Source organism: Streptosporangium minutum (assembly GCF_002149035.1).
Classification (GTDB): domain Bacteria; phylum Actinomycetota; class Actinomycetes; order Streptosporangiales; family Streptosporangiaceae; genus Streptosporangium; species Streptosporangium minutum.
The window spans coordinates 23,564-40,608 of record NZ_NGFP01000053.1 but is presented as its reverse complement, the minus strand read 5'-3'; the positions used below and the strand labels follow the sequence as shown (position 1 = coordinate 40,608).

Sequence of the window (17,045 nt, the reverse complement as noted above, 5' to 3'; positions counted from 1 at the left end):
GGGGCGGGGAGAGGGGCGCCGTCGAAACCCTGGACGGTGCCGAAGTCCTCGCCTTCCGCCCATCCCTGCCGGAAGGCGGCGATCTCGTCGTGGCTGCGGCCGATGAAGTTCCACCACATCACGATCTCCTCGTCGAACGGTTCGCCGCCGAGCAGCAGGAAGCGGCCCTGCCCGCTCATCCGGAGATCGGGCCGGCCGCAGCCGAGGTAGAGCAGCGTCCCGCGCTCCAGCCGCGCACCGGCCACCTCGACGTCACCGGACAGCAGGAGGACCGCGTGCTCGAAATCCGGCTCCACCGGCAGGGCGGCACTGCCGGAGATCACGATCTCCGCGCCGAGCAGCGGCGTGTAGGCGCGGGCCGGAGAGGTGGCTCCGCCCAGCGAGCCCATGATCACGGTGACCCGCGCGCCGCCCTCGGTCAGGACCGGCAGGTCGGCGTGGTGCTCGAAATGCGGGGCCACGTGCCTGGCCTCGTCGGGCAGGGCCACCCAGAGCTGCACGCCGTGCAGCGGCGCCTCGGCTGACTCCTCCGAATGGGAGATGCCACGCCCGGCCGTCATCAGGTTGAGGCGGCCCGGCCGTACCTCCTGCAGGCTGCCGAGGCTGTCGCGGTGCAGCACCTCACCCGAGACCAGCCAGGTGACCGTCTGCAGCCCGGCGTGCGGATGCGGCGGCACGCGCATGGCGGCCACCTCGGGGCCGTAGTCGTCGACGAAGCACCACGCGCCGACCATCCGCCGCCCCCGGTTGGGCAGCGTGCGGGTGACCGTCATCGCGCGCGGCCCGCCCAGCGCCACCGCGTGACCGGTCAGCCGCTCGACGACCGGCTCCGCCGCGGCGGCCGCGGCGCACCGGATCTCCTGCGGGGCTGTCTCCAGGTTGCTCACCCCCCGACTGTACGGCCGGCGGCGGGCCGGGGCGTCCGCCCCCGGCCCGGTTCCCACGCCTGCGGAGGCATGACGCTGTTTTAGCGGAGGCTTGGCCTGGCCCCACCTTGATCGCGGGAACTCTGGATGCATGAAACAGATCATCGGAACCGCCGTCGTGACCATCGGAACCGCTGCCCTCCTGGCCGGCGGGGGCGGCATCGCCCTCGCCGCCGACCGGGCGGCCGCCCTCTCCCCCGCCACTGCCGCGTCGGAGATCCCCTATCAGAAGGCCGCCCAGATCGCCAGGAGCCGCGTCTCGGGCGGGCGGGTGACCAAGATCGAGCGTGAGTGCGAGCACGGCTACGCCATCTGGAAGGTCGAGGTACGCAAGGACGGCTGGGAGTACGACATCCACGTCTCGGCCGAGTCCGGCACGATCGTCAAGTTCAAGCGGGGCAGCGATGGATGATCAGCAGGAGTTCAACACGGCCTGCATGGCGTCCTTCTCCGCGGACGTCACCCACAGGTCGTATTTGATCTTGACATCGATCTGGCGGGAGACATAGGTGCACCGGTAGGCGCGGCGCGGCGGCAACCAGGTCGCCGCGTCACCGGCGCCCTTCTGGCTGTTGAGCGGGCCGTCGGCGGCCAGCAGGTTCAGCGGGTCGTTGGCCAGCTCCTTGCGCTTGCTGACCGGCCACTGCTGGGCGCCCTTCTGCCACGCGTCGGCGAGGGCGACCACGTGGTCGATCTGCACGTCCATGCTGGTCTTCTGGCCGCGCTCGAACTTGATGGTCTTGCCGCTGTAGGGGTCGTCGAGGATCCCGGTCAGCACGATGCAGTCATGGGTGCCCTGTTTGAACGTCTCGTCCTTGAGGTCGCGCTTGAGGATGTCGTTGCGGGTGTCGCAGCCGTTGTGGTCGACGTCCGACCACGCGGGACCGAACTTGTCCCGGTCGTAGCCGGTCATCGGAGCACGGCCCTTGACCTGCAGCTTGTTCAGGTCCTTGAGTGCCGCGGCAGAGGACTTCCCGCTGCCGGCGGACTGGTCTCCGGTCCCCTGCCCCGCGAGGCCGCAACCCGCCAATGTGAACGCGATCGTCGCGACGACCGCACCTCGTCCCAGTGCCGATCGCACCATGCCACCTCTCACGCGCATCCACTACCCATGAAGTGGCAAATTACCTCATACAGCGATGAGTTCGCGGAACCGGTGGCCGGACGCCGAGTCGGAGCCGGCTGCGGTACGGCCGGCCCGCGGACCACGGTGGCCGCCGACCGGCCCGGCCCGCCGGACGCCGCGGGGAACCTCGGAGCGCGCGCGGTGGGGGGATACGCGAGCTCAGACGCGCCCGTAGGAGTCTTCGAGACGCTCGATGTCGTCCTCGTCGAAGTGGCCGAAGGCGATCTCCAGGATCCGGGTCGCCCGCCCCGCGGAGCTGAGGCGGTGGGTCTGGCCCGCCCGGATGAGCACGCGGTCGCCGACCGAGGGCTCGATCCGCTCACCGTCGATCTCGAACACCGCGCCGGGGTCGAGGGCGACCCACAGCTCGTCCCGATGCTCGTGCCTCTGCAGGCTGAGCCGCTGGCCGGGCGCCACCTCGATGATCTTCACGGTGGACGGCTCGTTGAGCGTGTAACGCTCGAACCCACCCCAGGGGCGCTCGTCGCGGACAACCGCGCCGAGTCTGTCGATCTCCAGCAAGATGCCTCCACCCGCTTCCATTAAGTGACAGGAACTCTCGCACTCATGCGTAACGGATACACGTGTTCCACGAAACCGGACGTTTAACTGGGGTAATACGATTACCCGCGGCATACGGGCGACCTCAGGTGATGAGGATTCCACCGTCCACCGGGATCACGGCCCCGGTCACGTAGGAACCGGCGTCGGAGGCAAGGAAGATCGCCGCCGCGACCAGCTCGGCCGGATCGCCCGGACGCTTCATCAGAACGCGGTGTTCGAGCTGCCACGCCATGTATCCCTCGGCGTACTGCTCGGTCATCTCCGAGGCGAAGAAGCCGGGCTCGACGCAGTTGACCCGGATGCCGCGCCGGCCGGTCCACTGCTGGGCCAGGTCGCGGGTGAGCCCGACGACGGCCGCCTTGGAGGCGCTGTAGGCGGCCTGCGGCAGTCCCGCGGTGGTCTCCCCCAGGATGCTGCCGATGTTGACGATCGAGGAGCCGGGCCTCATGACCCGGGCGCAGGCCTGCGCCATCCAGTAGGTGCCGTGCAGGTTGATCTCCACGACCTGCCGGAACTGCTCGGGCGTCTCCTTGAGCGCGGGCACGGCCGTACCGACGCCGGCGTTGTTGATCAGGATGTCCACCGCGCCCAGCTCGGCGACCGCCGCCTCGACCAGCGCCTGGCAGTCCTCCGGACTGGTCACGTCGGTCGCCACGGCCACACACCGCCTGCCGGTCTCCTCGACCAGGGCGCGGGTCCGCTCAAGGCGGTCCTTGCGGCGCGCGCCGATGACGATGTCGGCGCCCGCCTCGGCCAGGCCCCGGGCGAAGGCGACACCGAGCCCCGAGGATGCTCCGGTGACGATCGCGACCTTGCCGTCCAGCCGGAATCGGTCCAGCATCCGGATCCTCCTCTTGTGCACGGAACCCTCCGGGCGGAACCTTTGCCGCCGAAGATGCAGAACGAGATTCTAGAGGTGGAAAGCACACCGCCCGTGAGGGGGCTTCCCCACGGGCGGTGCGGCGGGTCCGAGGACGGGGTCAGGACGCCCGCCACGGTCCTACCGGCGCACGGGGCCTGACGGGACCGTGCCTACAGGCCGTACTCCTTGGTGATGCGCTCGTGCCGCTCCACCTCGACGTCGACGGTCTTGGCCAGGTCGAGCCAGGCCAGCGGGTGCACCCAGCGCTCGGTGGCGTCGTCGAGCAGGGCGTCCACCTCGACCGGCGTGACGTCCGGCGGGACCGCGACCCAGCCGAACACGCCGGGCAGCCGCTCGCCCGAGGTCGGGTGGGTCACGGTGTAGTTCTCGTCGCTGTAGACCCACATCGGCCAGCCGCGCTCGGCCATGACCTCGTTGAACTCGGTCCAGTCGGCCTCGCTGGGGGCCGCGCCGTCGAAGAACCAGCTCGTGTAGCCACCCGGCCGGAGCATGCTGACCGCGGCGAACGGCGGGATGAAGCCCTCCTGGTCCTCCGCCTTCTCCGGGATCGGCTCCAGCAGCTGCGGGTCGAAGACGACCAGGTCTCCGGCGTTGTAGTCCATGCCGGGAGGCTGCGGGATGGCCAGGCGGGCCGTCGCGGGGCCGGTGCGCAGGCTGATGACCGCGCGCTGGCTGCCGTCGGGGGCGGGCAGGATGATGCGCACCAGGCCCATCTCCTCCTCGACCGGCCCCTCGGTCGACTGCAGCGGCATGCCGATCTTGGCAGCGCCCGCGCGGACGGTGTCCCAGTCCTCGGCGGCCGTCGCCATGGTGATCATCCGCCAGACGTCCTCGGGCTCGATCTCCTCGGAGTCGAGGAGGTCCCGCAGGATCCCGGCGCCCTTGGCGTTGTCACCGGTCTGCTGCACGGCGGCCGACCACAGGCGGCTCGCCTCGATGCCCGCACCGGCGGCGACCGCCGCCTCACCCTCGGCCGCGGCCTGCTCCCAGCGCTCCCGCGCGCGGTGCAGCCGGCCCAGGGCCAGGTGGCGCTGGGCGGCGGGGAGCCGCTCGGCCATCTGCTCCAGGCGCTCGTCCTGGCGGGCCTCGATCAGCAGGCCGGTGAGGTAGGAGACGTCCTGCGGGTCGGCGGTCTCGATGTCGCCGGACTCGACCAGCATGGTCCAGTAGATGTCGGCGCCCCTGGCGGGGTAGCCGAGGAAGCCCAGCGTGGTGGTGTGGCGCCGGGTGGCCTCCAGGTCATGCCCGGACAGCGGGGTCAGCCAGCCCACCCAGCGCTCCGGGTCGGCGTTGAAGCCGTCGGCGGCGTCGAAGTAGCCGACCAGCTCGTCCTGGGGACCGGGGGCCTCCTTCGGGGTGGTCCCGTCGATGGCGGCGCGCAGCGCGGCGATCCGCTCGGCGACGTCGCCGGGGCTCTTGAGCTCCCCCGCGGCGGATTCGGCGATGTCGGCCAGCAGGCGGGCCTGCCACACCCCCTGGCGGGCAACCGCCAGGTCACCGGCGATGAGCGCGAGCTCGACCCGGGGACGGTAGCCGCCCATCATGGCGAAGTAGTCGATCCACTGCTTGAGCACCCGGCCGAGCTGCCAGCTGTTGGTGATCTGCGCGGATCCGGCGAGCTTGCGGATGGCGTGCGCCCACTCGACCCAGTCACGCGGGTGCTCGCCGACCACGTCGAGGTCGGGCAGGGCGTCGACGGACTCCGGCACCCGGTCCAGGGTGGCGAGCACGAGCGCGCGCAGCACGCCCTCGCGGTGGGCCTTGGCCACCGGGTCGTCGGGCTTGAACCCGGACGCGGCGTCCAGCGCGGTCAGCGCGTCCTCCGCGCGGCCGGCGGCGAGGAGGGCGCGGGCCGAGGCGGCCCCCAGCTCCCAGCTCGCCTCACGGCCGGCGTCGCCCAGCCTCGCCACGGCGGACTCGGCATGGGTGATCGCCTCCTCGACGCGGCCGGCGTCCACCAGGGCCGCGACATACTGCTCGGCGATGGCGGAGAAGGCCAGCGAGTCGGGCCCGACCTCGACGGCGTCCAGAGCCGCCAGCCGCTCGGCCGCGTAGCCGGGGCCGTCGGTGTTGGCCCGCGCGATGGCCAGCGCGGCCACGGCACCGGGGGCGGCCGGGCACTCGCGGACGTCCTCGCGGCCGGCGAACTCGACGAGCGTCTCCGCGTCGGCCATCGCGACCGCGCCCTGGGCGCGGTCGCCGACGCGGCCGATCAGGTGCCAGTAACGGGCGTAGAACTCAAGCCAGGGCAGCTCCAGGTTCTCCGCCTGCTGCGCGATGGCCGGCGCGAGCACGTCGAGCTGCGAGTATCGGCCTTCCAGCGCCTGCGCGGGCACATCTCCGATCGCCATGGCCAGACCGGTGTGCCCGTCTTCGTGCAGTTGCCGCTGGGTGTCGCCGACCCAGGCCCAGATGTCCACGTCCATGAGACGTCAGTCTGCCAGGTCGGCGAGCATGCCCCAAACGACTTGGCTCACGCGAGTGCCCTCACAGGGTGAGATCGCCCGAGGCGACCAGGACCGCGGGACCCGCCAGGTAGCTGGTGCGCTCGTCGAGGGTGACGGTGACGGTGCCGCCCAGGACCTCGACCGCCCAGGTGCCGGTGGTCTCCCCCGCCAGGTGGGCGGCCGCCACGGCGGAGGCGACCGCGCCGGTGCCGCAGGAGCGTGTCTCACCCGAACCCCGCTCGAAGACCCGCATCACGACCCGGCGCGGCCCCACCGGGTTGAGCAGTTCGATGTTCACCCCGCTCGGGAACACCTCGGTGTCGAACCCGGGCTGGTAGCCCAGGTCGAGCTGGGCCACCGGGTCGCCGATGACGCAGGCCAGGTGGGGGTTGCCCATGTCGACGCGGAGTCCTTCGTACTCCTGGCCGGCCACGGTCGTGTGGCTGCGGCCCAGCAGCCGGGGCGCGCCCATGTCCACGGTCACGTCGCCGGTCTCGGCGAGCCGTACGCGCCTGACTCCCCCCCGGGTGGCCACGCCGAACTCGCCCGCGTGCGCCAGCCCCGCGTCGACCAGGTAGCGGGCGAAGACCCGCACCCCGTTGCCGCACATCTCGGCGGCGCCGCCGTCGGCGTTGCGGTAGTCCATGAACCACTCGGCCTCGCCCGCCTGGTCGGCGACCTCGGGGCTGAGCTTGGTCCGCATCACGCGCAGCACGCCGTCGGCGCCGATCCCGGCACGCCGGTCGCACACCGCCGCCACGAGCGCGGCGGACAGCTCCAGCTCACCGTCGGGATCGGGAAGGATGACGAAGTCGTTCTCGGTACCGTGTCCCTTTACGAATCGCATGTTCCGACTCTAGTCGCGCCGGTCGGGAGCCCCTTCCCGGCGGTCCGGCGGGATCAGCCGCGCACCCGCGCGAGCGCCCGGCCGAGAAGGTCCGGAGCCTGCTGGGGGAGCCAGACCACCCGTGGGTCGCGGCGGAACCACGACTCCTGGCGGCGGACGAACCTGCGCGTCGCGCGGATCGTCTCCTCCATCGCCTGCTCCTCGGTCCACTCGCCGTCGAGGAAGCGCAGCACCTGGGCGTAGCCGAGCGCGCGGCTGGCCGTACGGCCGTCGGCGAGTCCCCGCGCGGCGAGCCGCCGGACCTCGTCCACCAGCCCGGCCTCCCACATCCGCTCCACCCGGGCCGCGACCCGCCCGTCCAGGATCTCCCTCGGCACCTCCACGCCCAGGTGCACGCTGTCGTAGACGGCGTCGTAGGACGGCATCGTGGCCGAGAACGGCCGTCCGGAGAACTCGACGACCTCCAGCGCGCGGACGATCCTGCGGCCGTTGCCGGGCAGGATGGCCTCGGCGGCCCTGGGGTCGCGCTCACGGAGGCGTTCGTACAGCGGTGCCGGGCCCGTGCGCTCCAGCTCCGCCTCCAGCCGCGCGCGGATCTCCGGGTCGGTGCCGGGGAATTCCAGGTCGTCGAGGGCGGCCCGCACGTAGAGCCCGGACCCGCCCACCAGGATCGGCACGACGCCCCTCGCCCGCATGTCGTCGATCAGCGGCCGGGCCAGCGCCTGGTACTCGGCCACGCTCGCGGTCTTGGTCACGTCCCAGATGTCGAGCAGATGGTGCGGGACCCCACGCCGTTCGGCCGGGGACAGCTTGGCCGTTCCGATGTCCATTCCCCGATAGAGCTGCATGGAGTCGGTGTTCACGACCTCGCCCCCCAGTTCGAGGGCGAGATCCACGGCGAGATCGGACTTTCCGGCCGCCGTGGGCCCGATGACGGCGATGACTGGTAGTTGGCGCACGGGACAAGTGTGCCAACTGAGCGGGGATGCCGGGTGACGGTGCCCCGGCCGCACCTGGCCCGGGTCCCCGGGAGGCGGGTGGCTCCCGGGACGGGCGGCCTGAAGAGACATCCTTTTGACAAAGATTGTCGTTTCTCTAGACCGAAAATCGGATATTCCCAAACAAGGATAGAAATGGTGCTACGGCCCGTACAAAGTGGCATGACGTGCATCGGGGGATTCACCCATGTCGATCTTCGACAAGGTCAGGAGCATGCTCGGCGAGCACAGCACCAAGGCTGAGGAGCTCGCCAACCAGGGCATCGACAAGGCAGCACAGATGGCCAAGGAAAAGACAGGTGGCCAGTACGACCAGTACATCGACGCCGGGGCCGAACAGGCCAGGCGGCGGGCGGACATGATCGATGGCCAGACCGGCACGTCCCCGGTCCCTGGCGAGACCGCCACGCCCCGGAATCCCGGCGAGGCCGGCACATCCCGGCCCCTGGGCGAGACCGAGCCCGAGACGGGCCCCTCGTCCCAGGCCCCCGGTGCGACACCGACACCACAGGAACCGCAGGCGCCTCGGAGCTCCGACGAGACCGACCGGCCTCCGTACGCCGGCTAGAGCGGCGTCATCTTCATCGCGGCCCGCCCGGCAAAGTCCCCGGGCGGTTCCCGCGCGTCCCGCTCAGTCCCAGTCGAGCGTCGGCTGCAGGTAGCCCTCCATGGTCAGCAGCCATCGCTTGGACTCCACGCCCTCTCCCCCGCTGAACCCGCCCAGCCCGTTCCCGGCCACCACCCGGTGACAGGGGACGATGATGGGGACGGGGTTGGCCCCCATGATCGAACCGATAGCCCGCGCGGGGACGCCCGTCCCGCTCCGCGCGGCCAGCTCGCCGTAGGTCACGGCCTTGCCGTAGGCCACCGTCTCGTACAGCGTGCCGAGCACCTTGCGCTGCACGGGGGAGGTGAGACTCCAGTCCACCGGGACGCCGAAGACCCGCAGCCTGCCCGCGTAGTAGTCGGCGAGCTCACCGAGCACCGGGGCCGTCCGGCCGGGATCGTCCACCTCCGCCAGGCCGAGCCCCTCCAGGAAGCGGGCCCTGAGCCGCTCCCTGCCGCTCCAGCCGACCCCCGCCACACCTGTCTCGGTGACCGCGGCGAGCATGTCCCCCAGCGGTGTCGGAACACTCCCGAACGCCACGGTTCCTACCATGTGGACTGTGTCCCTTCGCGAACTCGTCGTCCTCGGCACCTCCAGCGCGGTGCCCACCCGTCACCGTAACCACAACGGATATCTCCTGCGATGGGACGGTCAGGGCTTCCTCTTCGACCCAGGTGAGGGCACCCAGCGCCAGATGCTCCACGCGGGCGTCGGCGCCCACGACATCACCTGGATCTGCGTGACCCACTTCCACGGCGACCACTGCCTGGGGGTCCCCGGAATCGTCCAGCGCATCGCCAGGGACGGCGTCGCCCACGAGGTCCAGGCGGCCTATCCCGCGACCGGTGAGACCTACTGGCGCCGCCTGCGCCACGCCAGCGCCTTCGCCGACACCTCGGTGATCACCGAACGTCCCGTCTCCGGCCCGGTCACGACCTTCGAGGCGGGCCCGGTGACCCTCACCGCGCGCCCGCTCTCCCATCCCGTCGAATCCTACGGCTACCGCCTCGACGAGCCGGACGGCCGGCGGATGATCCCCTCCCTCCTCGCCGAGCGGGGCGTCCGCGGCCCGTCGATCGGCGAGCTGCAGCGCACCGGCACGGTGACCGCCCCGGACGGGTCCGTCGTGCGACTGGCGGACTGCAGCGGCCCCCGCCCCGGCCAGAGCGCGGCGTTCATCATGGACACCCGGCTGTGCGAGGGGGTGTTCGCCCTCGCCGAGGGCGTGGACCTGCTGGTGATCGAGTCCACGTTCCTGTCCGGGGAGGAGCCGCTCGCCTCGCGGTACGGCCATCTGACCGCCGCCCAGGCGGGCCGGGTCGCCGCCGAGTCCGGCGTCCGCAGCCTGGTCCTGACCCACCTGTCCGAACGCTACGACGCCGAGGACGGACCCCGTTTCCTCGAAGAGGCCCGCCGGTCCTTCGACGGCGACGTCGTCCTGGCCCACGACCTGATGCGCGTCCCCGTCCCCCGCCGGGATCACCCGGACCGGCGGGCGCGCAGCCACGTGGCGAAGGCGTCGAGCGCCTCCTGAGCCCCGCGCCGGCCCACCCCCAGGCGGAACCGGTCGGTGGGGACGCCGGTGAGCTCGGAGCGGTAGAGGCCCCCGGGCAGCAGCAGCACGCCGGCCTCCTCCACCAGGCTCTCGCAGAAGGCGTCCACGGAACCGGGGCCCAGATAACGGGGGAAGCAGACGCAGCCGCCCTCGGGCGGCGCCCACGCGAAGAGATCCGGGAACTCGGCGAAGAAGGCGTCGAAGAGCGGCAGGTTCGCGGCGATGATCCCGCGGTTGCGGGCGAGGATCACCTCCCGGGACTTCACCGCGATCCTGGCGAGGATCTCGCTGGGCGCCGCGTTGCATATGGAGGTGTAGTGCTTGGCCCGCTCCAGCCTGGCCAGCAGCTCGGGGTCGCGGCAGGCGATCCAGCCGACCCGCAGGCCGGGCAGGCCGTAGGCCTTGGAGACCACGTTGAGCGACAGCGCCCGGGGAGACAGGTCGGCGGCCTGCGGCAGGGTGCGCGCGGGGTCAAGCTCCAGCCCTCGGTAGACCTCGTCGCTGAACAGGTGGATCCCCCGCTCGTCGCACAGCTCCGCCAGGCGCCGCAGGTCGGCCGCCGGGATCAGCTTGCCCGTCGGGTTGTTGGGAAAGTTCACCGAGACCACCCGGGTGTCGGGCCGCAGCGCCGCCTCGATCGCCCCGACGTCGAGGGCGAAGTCCCGTCCGGCGTCGAGCGCCACCCCGGTGACCTCGCACAGCGACAGCGGGACCGTCTCGGCCGACTGGTAGTTCGGCGTGACCACGACGGCGTGGTCGCCGGGGCCGAGCAGGACGCGCATCGCCAGGTAGATGCCCTCCTCCGCGCCGGCGAAGCACAGCACGTCCGCGGGGAGCACGTCGGTGTAGGTGGCCGCGATCGCCTCCCGCAGGCCCGGGTCGCCGAAGGTCTCGGTGTAGCCGAGCCGCAGATCCGCCCAGGCCCGGCGGTCCTCGTCGTCGGCGAGCGCGAGCAGCTCCGCCATCGACATGGTCTCCGCGTCGGAGGCGGTCAGGTGGTGACGGGCGGTGAACTCCCAGCGGGAGAAGTAGGTCTCGAGCCTGAAGTCGGGCAGGAAGGTCATGGCGTGCTCCTGAGGTCGGACAGCAGGGTGTACACGGTCGAGCGGGACACCCGCAAGGCTCTGGCCACCACCGGCACGGCCCGCCGCACGCCGAACACGCCGAGCCGGTCGAGCTCGGCCGGTACGGCGGGGCGGTCCTCCTCGCGGGAGGACGCGTAGCCGGCTACCGGCCGGAATCACTCCGTCCAGCGGGCGACGAAATAGCCGACGCCGTAGGGGGCGTCGTCGTAGAGGATCTCCCCGTTCAGGGAGCCCGCCGCCCCGCCGAGGACCTGCAGGGCGGCACGTCCGGCGAACCACAGCCCGGCGGCCTCACCGGGGTCGAGCTCCGCGAGCGCCGGAGCCTCGGCCCGGCCGAGCGCCCCGACGATCGCGGTGTTGTACGGCCGCGCACGGAGATCGAGGTATCCCGGGGACTTCTCGGTGAGGCAGGCGGACCCGTCGGCCATGACGAGCATCGCCACGCGTCCGGCCGTCGCCGCCAGCCGCTCGCCGAGGGCCGCGCACTCCGCCGGAGCCGCGTCGAAGGAGATCGAATGAAATCCCGAGGCGGTCATGTGCTCCCTTTCGAGAAGCCACCGGCCGATCGACAGGGACAGTGGCAGGACCGGCTCTCCCTGCCCCGTCCTGACATCGGGGCCCCAGGGCGCCAGGCTTCCGGAGGCGTCCGCGCCGTAGGTGACGGCCCGGTCGGCGCCGCCCACCACGACGATCGCGTCGGGGACGGCATCGCGCAACAGCCCGACCGCCGCCGCGCATGCCGCGCGGAGCTCGTCGAGCTCCGCAGCCGCGGCACCGGCCAGCTCGGGGACCAGCAGGGGTGGGTGCGGGCACACAGCCGCGGCGACAAGCACCTCGCCAGACTAATCCAGCCCGGCGGGGCCGCACTCCGCCGGTCCCCCGCCGTTCCGCGGCGAGGAGACCGCCCGGACGGCGACGCGGGGCACGGTGAGAGGTTCACCCGTGCCCCGCGCCTCTGTCCGGCCCTCGACCGACCCGCCCCATGGACCGTTGAGGGGAGTCACCGTGTCCCGTGTCGCGGACACCGGCGCCTCACGGACCGGGATGTACGGCCGAGGTGGGGATCGTTACTTTCCAGGCCCCCGCGGAGCCACGTATCCGGTGGCACCGTCACTGCGGGGGTCGGTCTGACCTTCGTCCGGCTGCCGCGGACCGCTCTGCCGCTCCTTGGCCGGCTCGTCGGCCATCGGTTTGTCGGCTCCGGAACTGCCCGCGTCGCTCTCGGACGCCTTGCCCGCGCCGGCATCGGCGCGGGTGCCCGTGCCGGGGCCTCCGCCGGACGTCGCGTCCTGCTGACCGGACGCGACGTCCGGCTCCTGACCGGGCTCCTGTTTCTCGCCTTGTTTGACGCCCTCGCCCGACCCGGGATCCTGCGAGGCGTCCTGGGCGTCCTTTGGTGACTGCGACACCTGCGCGGCGCCGGGTCCGTCCGCACCGCCGTTCGTGACGGCGAGGAGAGCGCCTCCGCCCAGCAGGGCGGCGGCGAGGACGGAGAAAGCGGCTATGGCCGGGCCGTTTCTCCTGCTTTTCCTGTTTTTCCTGCGGGGATTCGGCCTATCGGCGGGGCCGGTGAGGATTTCCGGCTCTCCGCGACCGGTCGGAGATTGAGGGACGTGCATGAGAAAAACTCCCTGCGGTTCTCGGGGGGAAACCTCCACGGCTTCCGAGGGTGCGGAACCACAGTAGTCACAGCAAGGAAGTGCTTGCACAGCAACAACAGACAGATCACGAAATGTCATCGCTTGAGAGTCTCTGCTCCGCCACCGTACGCATATGCCCTGGCGGGAACGGCCCCGGCGCCCGGATCGCCGCTCCCACAGGGGTTTTCGGCGTGCCGGCACATCCCTGCCCCCCGGTTCCGGGAGCGGCGAACGGGCCTGGGCCCGTCTCGGACGAGACCACCCGGAATCACTCCCGGCATGGCCCGCCGAATCGCTCACAGCACGGAGCCACCCGGGATCTCAGCCCACGCCACCGGACCTCAGGAGGGGACGGAGCAGCCGGAGGCCTCGGGGAGCGGAGCGGGACGGCCGATCGAGGGCATGCCGAGCATGACTCCGGGGCCGGCGGCCGGCGGGGCGGCCTGGCGGGCCTGCCAGGCGTCGCCCGCGCGGGTGCGGCGGAGCTTCAGCGCCGGGCCGTCGGCCACCAGGTGGTGCGGGGCCGCGTAGGTCACCTCGACGGCGACCATGTCACCGGGACGCGGGGTCTCCCCGCCTGGAGCGAAGTGGACCAGCCGGTTGTCGGCGGCGCGGCCCGACAGGCGGCGGGTCGCCTCGTCCTTGCGCCCCTCGCCCTCGGCCACCAGCACCTCGAGCGTCCGCCCGACCTGCCTCTTGTTCTCCGCCCAGGAGATCTCGGTCTGCAGGGCGACGAGCCGCTCGTAGCGCTCCTGCACGACCTCCTTGGGGATCTGGTCGTCCATGGTGGCGGCGGGGGTGCCGGGACGGATGGAGTACTGGAACGTGAAGGCGTTGGCGAACCGCGACTCGCGCACCACGTCCAGCGTGCCCTGGAAGTCCTCCTCGGTCTCGCCGGGGAAGCCCACGATGATGTCGGTGGAGATGGCGGCGTCGGGCATGGCCGCGCGGACTCGCTCGATGATGCCCAGGTAGCGCTCGGCCCGGTAGGAGCGGCGCATCGCCTTGAGGATCCGGTCGGAGCCGGACTGCAGCGGCATGTGGAGCTGGTGCATCACGTTGGGCGTCTCGGCCATGGCCGCGATGACGTCGTCGGTGAACGCGGCCGGGTGCGGGCTGGTGAAGCGGACCCGCTCCAGCCCGTCGATGTCGCCGCAGGCCCGCAGCAGCTTGCCGAAGGCGAGCCGGTCGCCGAACTCCACCCCGTAGGTGTTGACGTTCTGCCCGAGCAGGGTGATCTCCAGCACGCCCTGGTCGACCAGGGTCCGCACCTCGTTCAGGATGTCGCCGGGGCGGCGGTCCTTCTCCTTGCCGCGCAGCGCCGGCACGATGCAGAACGTGCAGGTGTTGTTGCACCCGACGGAGACCGACACCCACGCGGCGTAGGCGGACTCGCGCTTGGTCGGCAGCGTGCTCGGGAAGGTCTCCAGGGATTCCTTGATCTCGACCTGGGCCTCCTGCTGGACGCGTGCCCGCTCCAGCAGCACCGGCAGCGAGCCGATGTTGTGGGTGCCGAACACCACGTCCACCCAGGGCGCCCTGCGGACGATCTCCCCCTGGTCCTTCTGCGCCAGGCAGCCTCCCACGGCGATCTGCATACCGGGGTTGCCCACCTTCGAGGGGCGCAGGTGCCCGAGATTGCCGTAGAGCTTGTTGTCGGCGTTCTCCCGCACGGCGCAGGTGTTGAACACGACCACGTCGGCCGTCTCCCCCTCGGGCGCGGGGACGTAGCCCGCGTCTTCGAGAAGGCCCGACAGGCGCTCGGAGTCGTGCACGTTCATCTGGCACCCGTAGGTACGTACCTCGTACGTGCGGGCGCTCTCCACGGTGACAGTCATCTCAACAGACAAGGGTAGGCGCTCCGCGCGGCCTTCGGACACGGCCCACACCCGGCCCACCGTAGGTAATGAAACCGTCACGCTGAGCTGACGGCGTCGCTAATCTGGGGTTCCAAAGCCGCGTGCGAGAATGAGATCCGACCGACAGCTGAGAGTGGTGAGCCGCGATGGCGATGCTCGTGCAGACCTCGGAGGCGCCCGTGAAGGCCAAGAAGCCGCACAAGAAGGCGGCGCCGAAGCCGGCGAGCTTCTGGGCCACCCCGGGCGAGCTCAGCGTCGATGAGTGGTTCGAGCTCAACTCGCGCGACGACGGCAGCCGTTACGAGCTCATCGACGGGAGCCTCATCGTGTCCCCCGCTCCGCCCTTCCGGCACCAGCGCCTCGGAGATCGGCTCCAGAATCTCCTGGAGAGCCTGTCACCGGAGGAGATGGTGCCGGTCACCGCGACCGGCCTGCTGCTGGACCGCAAGCCCGGAGTCATCCCCGACCTGATGGTGGTCGACAAGGCACCGTTCGAAGAGGGCGCGGACATCGCCCAGCCCGAGTGGGTACGCCTGGTTGTCGAGATCGTCTCCAAATCCACCACAGCCACCGACCGTCGCATCAAACATGCAAAGTACGCAGAGGCGGGCATCCCGCATTTCTGGCGCATTGAGATGAGGCCGTTCCGCGGTCAGGGCAACGACGAACTGCCCGTGATCTTCACTTACGCGCTCGACGAAAACGGAGAGTATCAGCTCACTCACCGCGTCTCCGCAGGCACGACCGCAGACTTCACCGAACCGTTCAAGCTGACCTTGGATCCGGCCGCGCTCGGCCGGATCTGACAGAAGCTGGACAAAATTTTACCCGAAACGGGCAGGTCGTGATCTGATCGGTACCGCAGGGTTAGCCCCGGGTGCCCTTTACAGAATTACGTTGTCCCCCATGACGGAGAACGGGGACACAACTCCTCTGGTTGTGCTTGCGGATGTCAACAAGCACTTCGGCAACCTGCATGTCTTGCGCGACATCAATCTGACGATCTCTCGAGGCGAGGTCCTCGTCGTCATCGGCCCCTCGGGCGGCGGCAAGTCGACCTTGTGCCGGGCGATCAACCGGCTGGAGACGATAGACGGCGGGACGATCACCTTCGACGGGCAGCCGCTCGCGGCGGAGGGCAAGACGCTGGCCAAGCTCAGGTCCGAGGTCGGCATGGTGTTCCAGTCCTTCAACCTGTTCGCGCACAAGACGATCCTCGAGAACGTCACGCTCGGGCCGATCAAGGTCCGTGGCATCGCCAGGGCGGAGGCCGAGCGACGGGGCATGGAGCTGCTCGAACGGGTCGGGATCGGCGCCCAGGCGTCGAAGTACCCGGCGCAGCTCTCGGGAGGTCAGCAGCAGCGCGTGGCCATCGCCCGCGCCCTGGCCATGGATCCCAAGATGATCCTGTTCGACGAGCCGACCTCGGCGCTGGACCCGGAAATGGTCCAGGAGGTGCTCGACGTCATGATCGGTCTCGCCCAGGAGGGCATGACGATGATGGTCGTCACCCACGAGATGGGATTCGCCCGCCGCGCGGCGAACCGGGTGGTGTTCATGGCGGAGGGCCAGATCGTCGAGGAGAACACCCCTGAGGAGTTCTTCACCAACGCCCGGACGGACCGGGCGAAGGACTTCCTCTCCAAGATCCTTACGCACTAACGGCTCACCCCCCTTAAAGAAGAAGAGGTAGCAGGATGCGTGTACGTCGTATTGGAGCCGTGGTGATCGCGATGGCGGCCGCAGCGGCGAGTCTCACCGCGTGCAGCGGCGGCAGTGACAAGTTCGTTGTCGGGATCAAGTTCGACCAGCCCGGCCTGGGACAGAAGCAGCCGGATGGTTCGTTCAAGGGTTTCGACGTCGACGTGGCCAACTATGTCGCCAAGGAGCTCGGTTACACCGGCGACAAGGTTGAGTTCAAGGAGGCCATCTCGGCCAACCGCGAGTCCTTCATCCAGCAGGGCCAGGTCAACATCGTGATCGCGACCTACTCGATCACCGACGACCGCAAGAAGAAGATCGGATTCGCCGGGCCGTACCTGGTCACCGGCCAGGACATCCTGACCCGCGCGGACGACACGACGATCAACAGTGTCGACGACCTGAAGGACAAGAAGGTCTGCGGCGCCCAGGGGTCGTCCTCGCCCAAGCGTCTGGTCGACAAGTTCGGCGACGCCTGGAAGGGCCAGTACCTCACCGAGCAGCAGGGCTACGGCGCCTGCCTGCCCCTGCTGGAGAACAAGCAGGTCGATGCGATCTCCACCGACGCGACGATCCTGGCCGGGTTCGCCACCCAGTCGCCCGGCAAGTTCCGCCTCGTCGGCAAGCCCTTCTCCGAGGAGAAGTACGGCATCGGCGTGAAGCTGGACGACAAGGACACCCGCGAGAAGATCAACGCGGCCGTGGAGAAGATGTTCAAGGACGGCAGCTGGAAGAAGGCCGTCGACGCCAACTTCGGCGAGTTCGGAAAGTTCTTCACCACCCCGCCGGCCGTCGAGCGTTACTGAT

At 70.4% G+C, this 17,045-nt stretch carries 19 protein-coding genes; 6 read left to right on the top strand and 13 right to left on the bottom strand.

Translation table 11 applies throughout. The features are described from left to right. Positions 1–887: pirin family protein (locus CA984_RS14195; protein WP_086572103.1), on the bottom strand; the 887-nt coding region annotated here is incomplete at its 3' end. A 130-nt stretch (positions 888–1,017) separates the two neighbouring features. On the opposite strand from CA984_RS14195, the gene CA984_RS14190 reads away from it, so the two are divergent. Continuing rightward, positions 1,018–1,338, top strand: coding sequence for a PepSY domain-containing protein (locus CA984_RS14190; RefSeq protein WP_086572101.1), 321 nt, complete (start codon positions 1,018–1,020; stop codon positions 1,336–1,338). Here the strand turns inward: CA984_RS14190 and CA984_RS14185 are convergent, their stop codons facing one another. From CA984_RS14185 to miaA, 6 genes are all read right to left on the bottom strand, one after another. After that, positions 1,339–2,010, bottom strand: a complete 672-nt coding sequence (locus tag CA984_RS14185; RefSeq protein WP_086572099.1) for an HNH endonuclease family protein — start codon at positions 2,008–2,010, stop codon at positions 1,339–1,341. A 201-nt stretch (positions 2,011–2,211) separates the two neighbouring features. Further along, positions 2,212–2,574 (bottom strand): phosphomannose isomerase type II C-terminal cupin domain, encoded by a 363-nt coding sequence (locus tag CA984_RS14180; protein ID WP_037934365.1) that lies wholly within the window; start codon positions 2,572–2,574, stop codon positions 2,212–2,214. Positions 2,575–2,698: 124 nt separating this feature from the next. Next, the gene (locus CA984_RS14175; RefSeq protein ID WP_031162924.1) at positions 2,699–3,457 is read right to left on the bottom strand and encodes an SDR family NAD(P)-dependent oxidoreductase; all 759 of its coding nucleotides are present in this window, start codon (positions 3,455–3,457) and stop codon (positions 2,699–2,701) included. A gap of 191 nt (positions 3,458–3,648) precedes the next feature. Further along, positions 3,649–5,925: a hypothetical protein gene (locus CA984_RS14170; protein WP_086572096.1), complete on the bottom strand. Its 2,277-nt coding sequence runs from the start codon at positions 5,923–5,925 to the stop codon at positions 3,649–3,651. Positions 5,926–5,986: 61 nt separating this feature from the next. Then, a complete protein-coding gene (gene dapF, locus CA984_RS14165) occupies positions 5,987–6,793 on the bottom strand; it encodes a diaminopimelate epimerase (RefSeq protein WP_086572095.1) in 807 nt (268 codons plus the stop codon). A 53-nt stretch (positions 6,794–6,846) separates the two neighbouring features. Further along, positions 6,847–7,752, bottom strand: a complete 906-nt coding sequence (miaA, locus tag CA984_RS14160; RefSeq protein WP_086572093.1) for a tRNA (adenosine(37)-N6)-dimethylallyltransferase MiaA — start codon at positions 7,750–7,752, stop codon at positions 6,847–6,849. Positions 7,753–7,978: 226 nt separating this feature from the next. On the opposite strand from miaA, the gene CA984_RS14155 reads away from it, so the two are divergent. After that, the gene (locus CA984_RS14155) at positions 7,979–8,359 is read left to right on the top strand and encodes an antitoxin (protein WP_086572091.1); all 381 of its coding nucleotides are present in this window, start codon (positions 7,979–7,981) and stop codon (positions 8,357–8,359) included. A 63-nt stretch (positions 8,360–8,422) separates the two neighbouring features. Here CA984_RS14155 and CA984_RS14150 read toward each other — a convergent pair whose 3' ends face one another. Then, positions 8,423–8,938: a methylated-DNA--[protein]-cysteine S-methyltransferase gene (locus CA984_RS14150; protein WP_242675940.1), complete on the bottom strand. Its 516-nt coding sequence runs from the start codon at positions 8,936–8,938 to the stop codon at positions 8,423–8,425. 19 nt (positions 8,939–8,957) lie between these two features. Here CA984_RS14150 and CA984_RS14145 point away from each other — a divergent pair, with 19 nt between their 5' ends. Next, positions 8,958–9,932 carry a ribonuclease Z gene (locus CA984_RS14145; RefSeq protein WP_086572088.1) on the top strand — a complete coding sequence of 325 codons (975 nt, stop codon included), beginning with the start codon at positions 8,958–8,960 and terminating at the stop codon, positions 9,930–9,932. On the opposite strand, the gene CA984_RS14140 is transcribed toward CA984_RS14145, so the two are convergent. The 5 genes from CA984_RS14140 to miaB all read right to left on the bottom strand — a co-directional run bounded on the left by CA984_RS14140 (position 9,878) and on the right by miaB (position 14,516). Further along, on the bottom strand, positions 9,878–11,017 hold the full coding sequence (locus CA984_RS14140) for an aminotransferase class I/II-fold pyridoxal phosphate-dependent enzyme (RefSeq protein WP_086572086.1): 1,140 nt from the start codon (positions 11,015–11,017) through the stop codon (positions 9,878–9,880). The genes CA984_RS14145 and CA984_RS14140 overlap by 55 nt on opposite strands. Then, entirely contained in the window at positions 11,014–11,106 is a 93-nt protein-coding gene (locus tag CA984_RS47870; RefSeq protein ID WP_242675942.1) for a helix-turn-helix domain-containing protein, read from the bottom strand. The genes CA984_RS14140 and CA984_RS47870 overlap by 4 nt, the downstream gene beginning before the upstream one ends. A gap of 87 nt (positions 11,107–11,193) precedes the next feature. Beyond that, positions 11,194–11,871, bottom strand: a complete 678-nt coding sequence (locus CA984_RS14130) for a class III extradiol dioxygenase subunit B-like domain-containing protein (protein ID WP_086572084.1) — start codon at positions 11,869–11,871, stop codon at positions 11,194–11,196. Positions 11,872–12,105: 234 nt separating this feature from the next. After that, a complete protein-coding gene (locus CA984_RS45480; protein ID WP_133061658.1) occupies positions 12,106–12,777 on the bottom strand; it encodes a hypothetical protein in 672 nt (223 codons plus the stop codon). 242 nt (positions 12,778–13,019) lie between these two features. Beyond that, on the bottom strand, positions 13,020–14,516 hold the full coding sequence (gene miaB, locus CA984_RS14120) for a tRNA (N6-isopentenyl adenosine(37)-C2)-methylthiotransferase MiaB (RefSeq protein WP_086572080.1): 1,497 nt from the start codon (positions 14,514–14,516) through the stop codon (positions 13,020–13,022). A gap of 167 nt (positions 14,517–14,683) precedes the next feature. On the opposite strand from miaB, the gene CA984_RS14115 reads away from it, so the two are divergent. The 3 genes from CA984_RS14115 (at position 14,684) to CA984_RS14105 (ending at position 17,044) form a co-directional block, all read left to right on the top strand. Continuing rightward, complete coding sequence (locus CA984_RS14115) at positions 14,684–15,343, top strand: Uma2 family endonuclease (protein WP_086572077.1); 660 nt, start codon at positions 14,684–14,686, stop codon at positions 15,341–15,343. Positions 15,344–15,476: 133 nt separating this feature from the next. After that, positions 15,477–16,199, top strand: coding sequence for an amino acid ABC transporter ATP-binding protein (locus CA984_RS14110; protein WP_086572073.1), 723 nt, complete (start codon positions 15,477–15,479; stop codon positions 16,197–16,199). Positions 16,200–16,234: 35 nt separating this feature from the next. Continuing rightward, on the top strand, positions 16,235–17,044 hold the full coding sequence (locus CA984_RS14105; RefSeq protein WP_086572071.1) for a glutamate ABC transporter substrate-binding protein: 810 nt from the start codon (positions 16,235–16,237) through the stop codon (positions 17,042–17,044). Position 17,045: the final 1 nt, after the last annotated feature.

Bases quoted from the DNA above. Each gene is read 5' to 3' on its own strand.
- CA984_RS14190 (WP_086572101.1), top strand. From the start codon at position 1,018: ATGAAACAGATCATCGGAACCGCCGTCGTGACCATCGGAACCGCTGCC.
- CA984_RS14185 (WP_086572099.1), bottom strand. From the start codon at position 2,010: ATGGTGCGATCGGCACTGGGACGAGGTGCGGTCGTCGCGACGATCGCG.
- CA984_RS14175 (WP_031162924.1), bottom strand. From the start codon at position 3,457: ATGCTGGACCGATTCCGGCTGGACGGCAAGGTCGCGATCGTCACCGGA.
- CA984_RS14170 (WP_086572096.1), bottom strand. From the start codon at position 5,925: ATGGACGTGGACATCTGGGCCTGGGTCGGCGACACCCAGCGGCAACTG.
- dapF (WP_086572095.1), bottom strand. From the start codon at position 6,793: ATGCGATTCGTAAAGGGACACGGTACCGAGAACGACTTCGTCATCCTT.
- CA984_RS14155 (WP_086572091.1), top strand. From the start codon at position 7,979: ATGTCGATCTTCGACAAGGTCAGGAGCATGCTCGGCGAGCACAGCACC.
- CA984_RS14140 (WP_086572086.1), bottom strand. From the start codon at position 11,017: ATGACCTTCCTGCCCGACTTCAGGCTCGAGACCTACTTCTCCCGCTGG.
- CA984_RS45480 (WP_133061658.1), bottom strand. From the start codon at position 12,777: ATGACATTTCGTGATCTGTCTGTTGTTGCTGTGCAAGCACTTCCTTGC.
- miaB (WP_086572080.1), bottom strand. From the start codon at position 14,516: ATGACTGTCACCGTGGAGAGCGCCCGCACGTACGAGGTACGTACCTAC.
- CA984_RS14115 (WP_086572077.1), top strand. From the start codon at position 14,684: ATGGCGATGCTCGTGCAGACCTCGGAGGCGCCCGTGAAGGCCAAGAAG.
- CA984_RS14105 (WP_086572071.1), top strand. From the start codon at position 16,235: ATGCGTGTACGTCGTATTGGAGCCGTGGTGATCGCGATGGCGGCCGCA.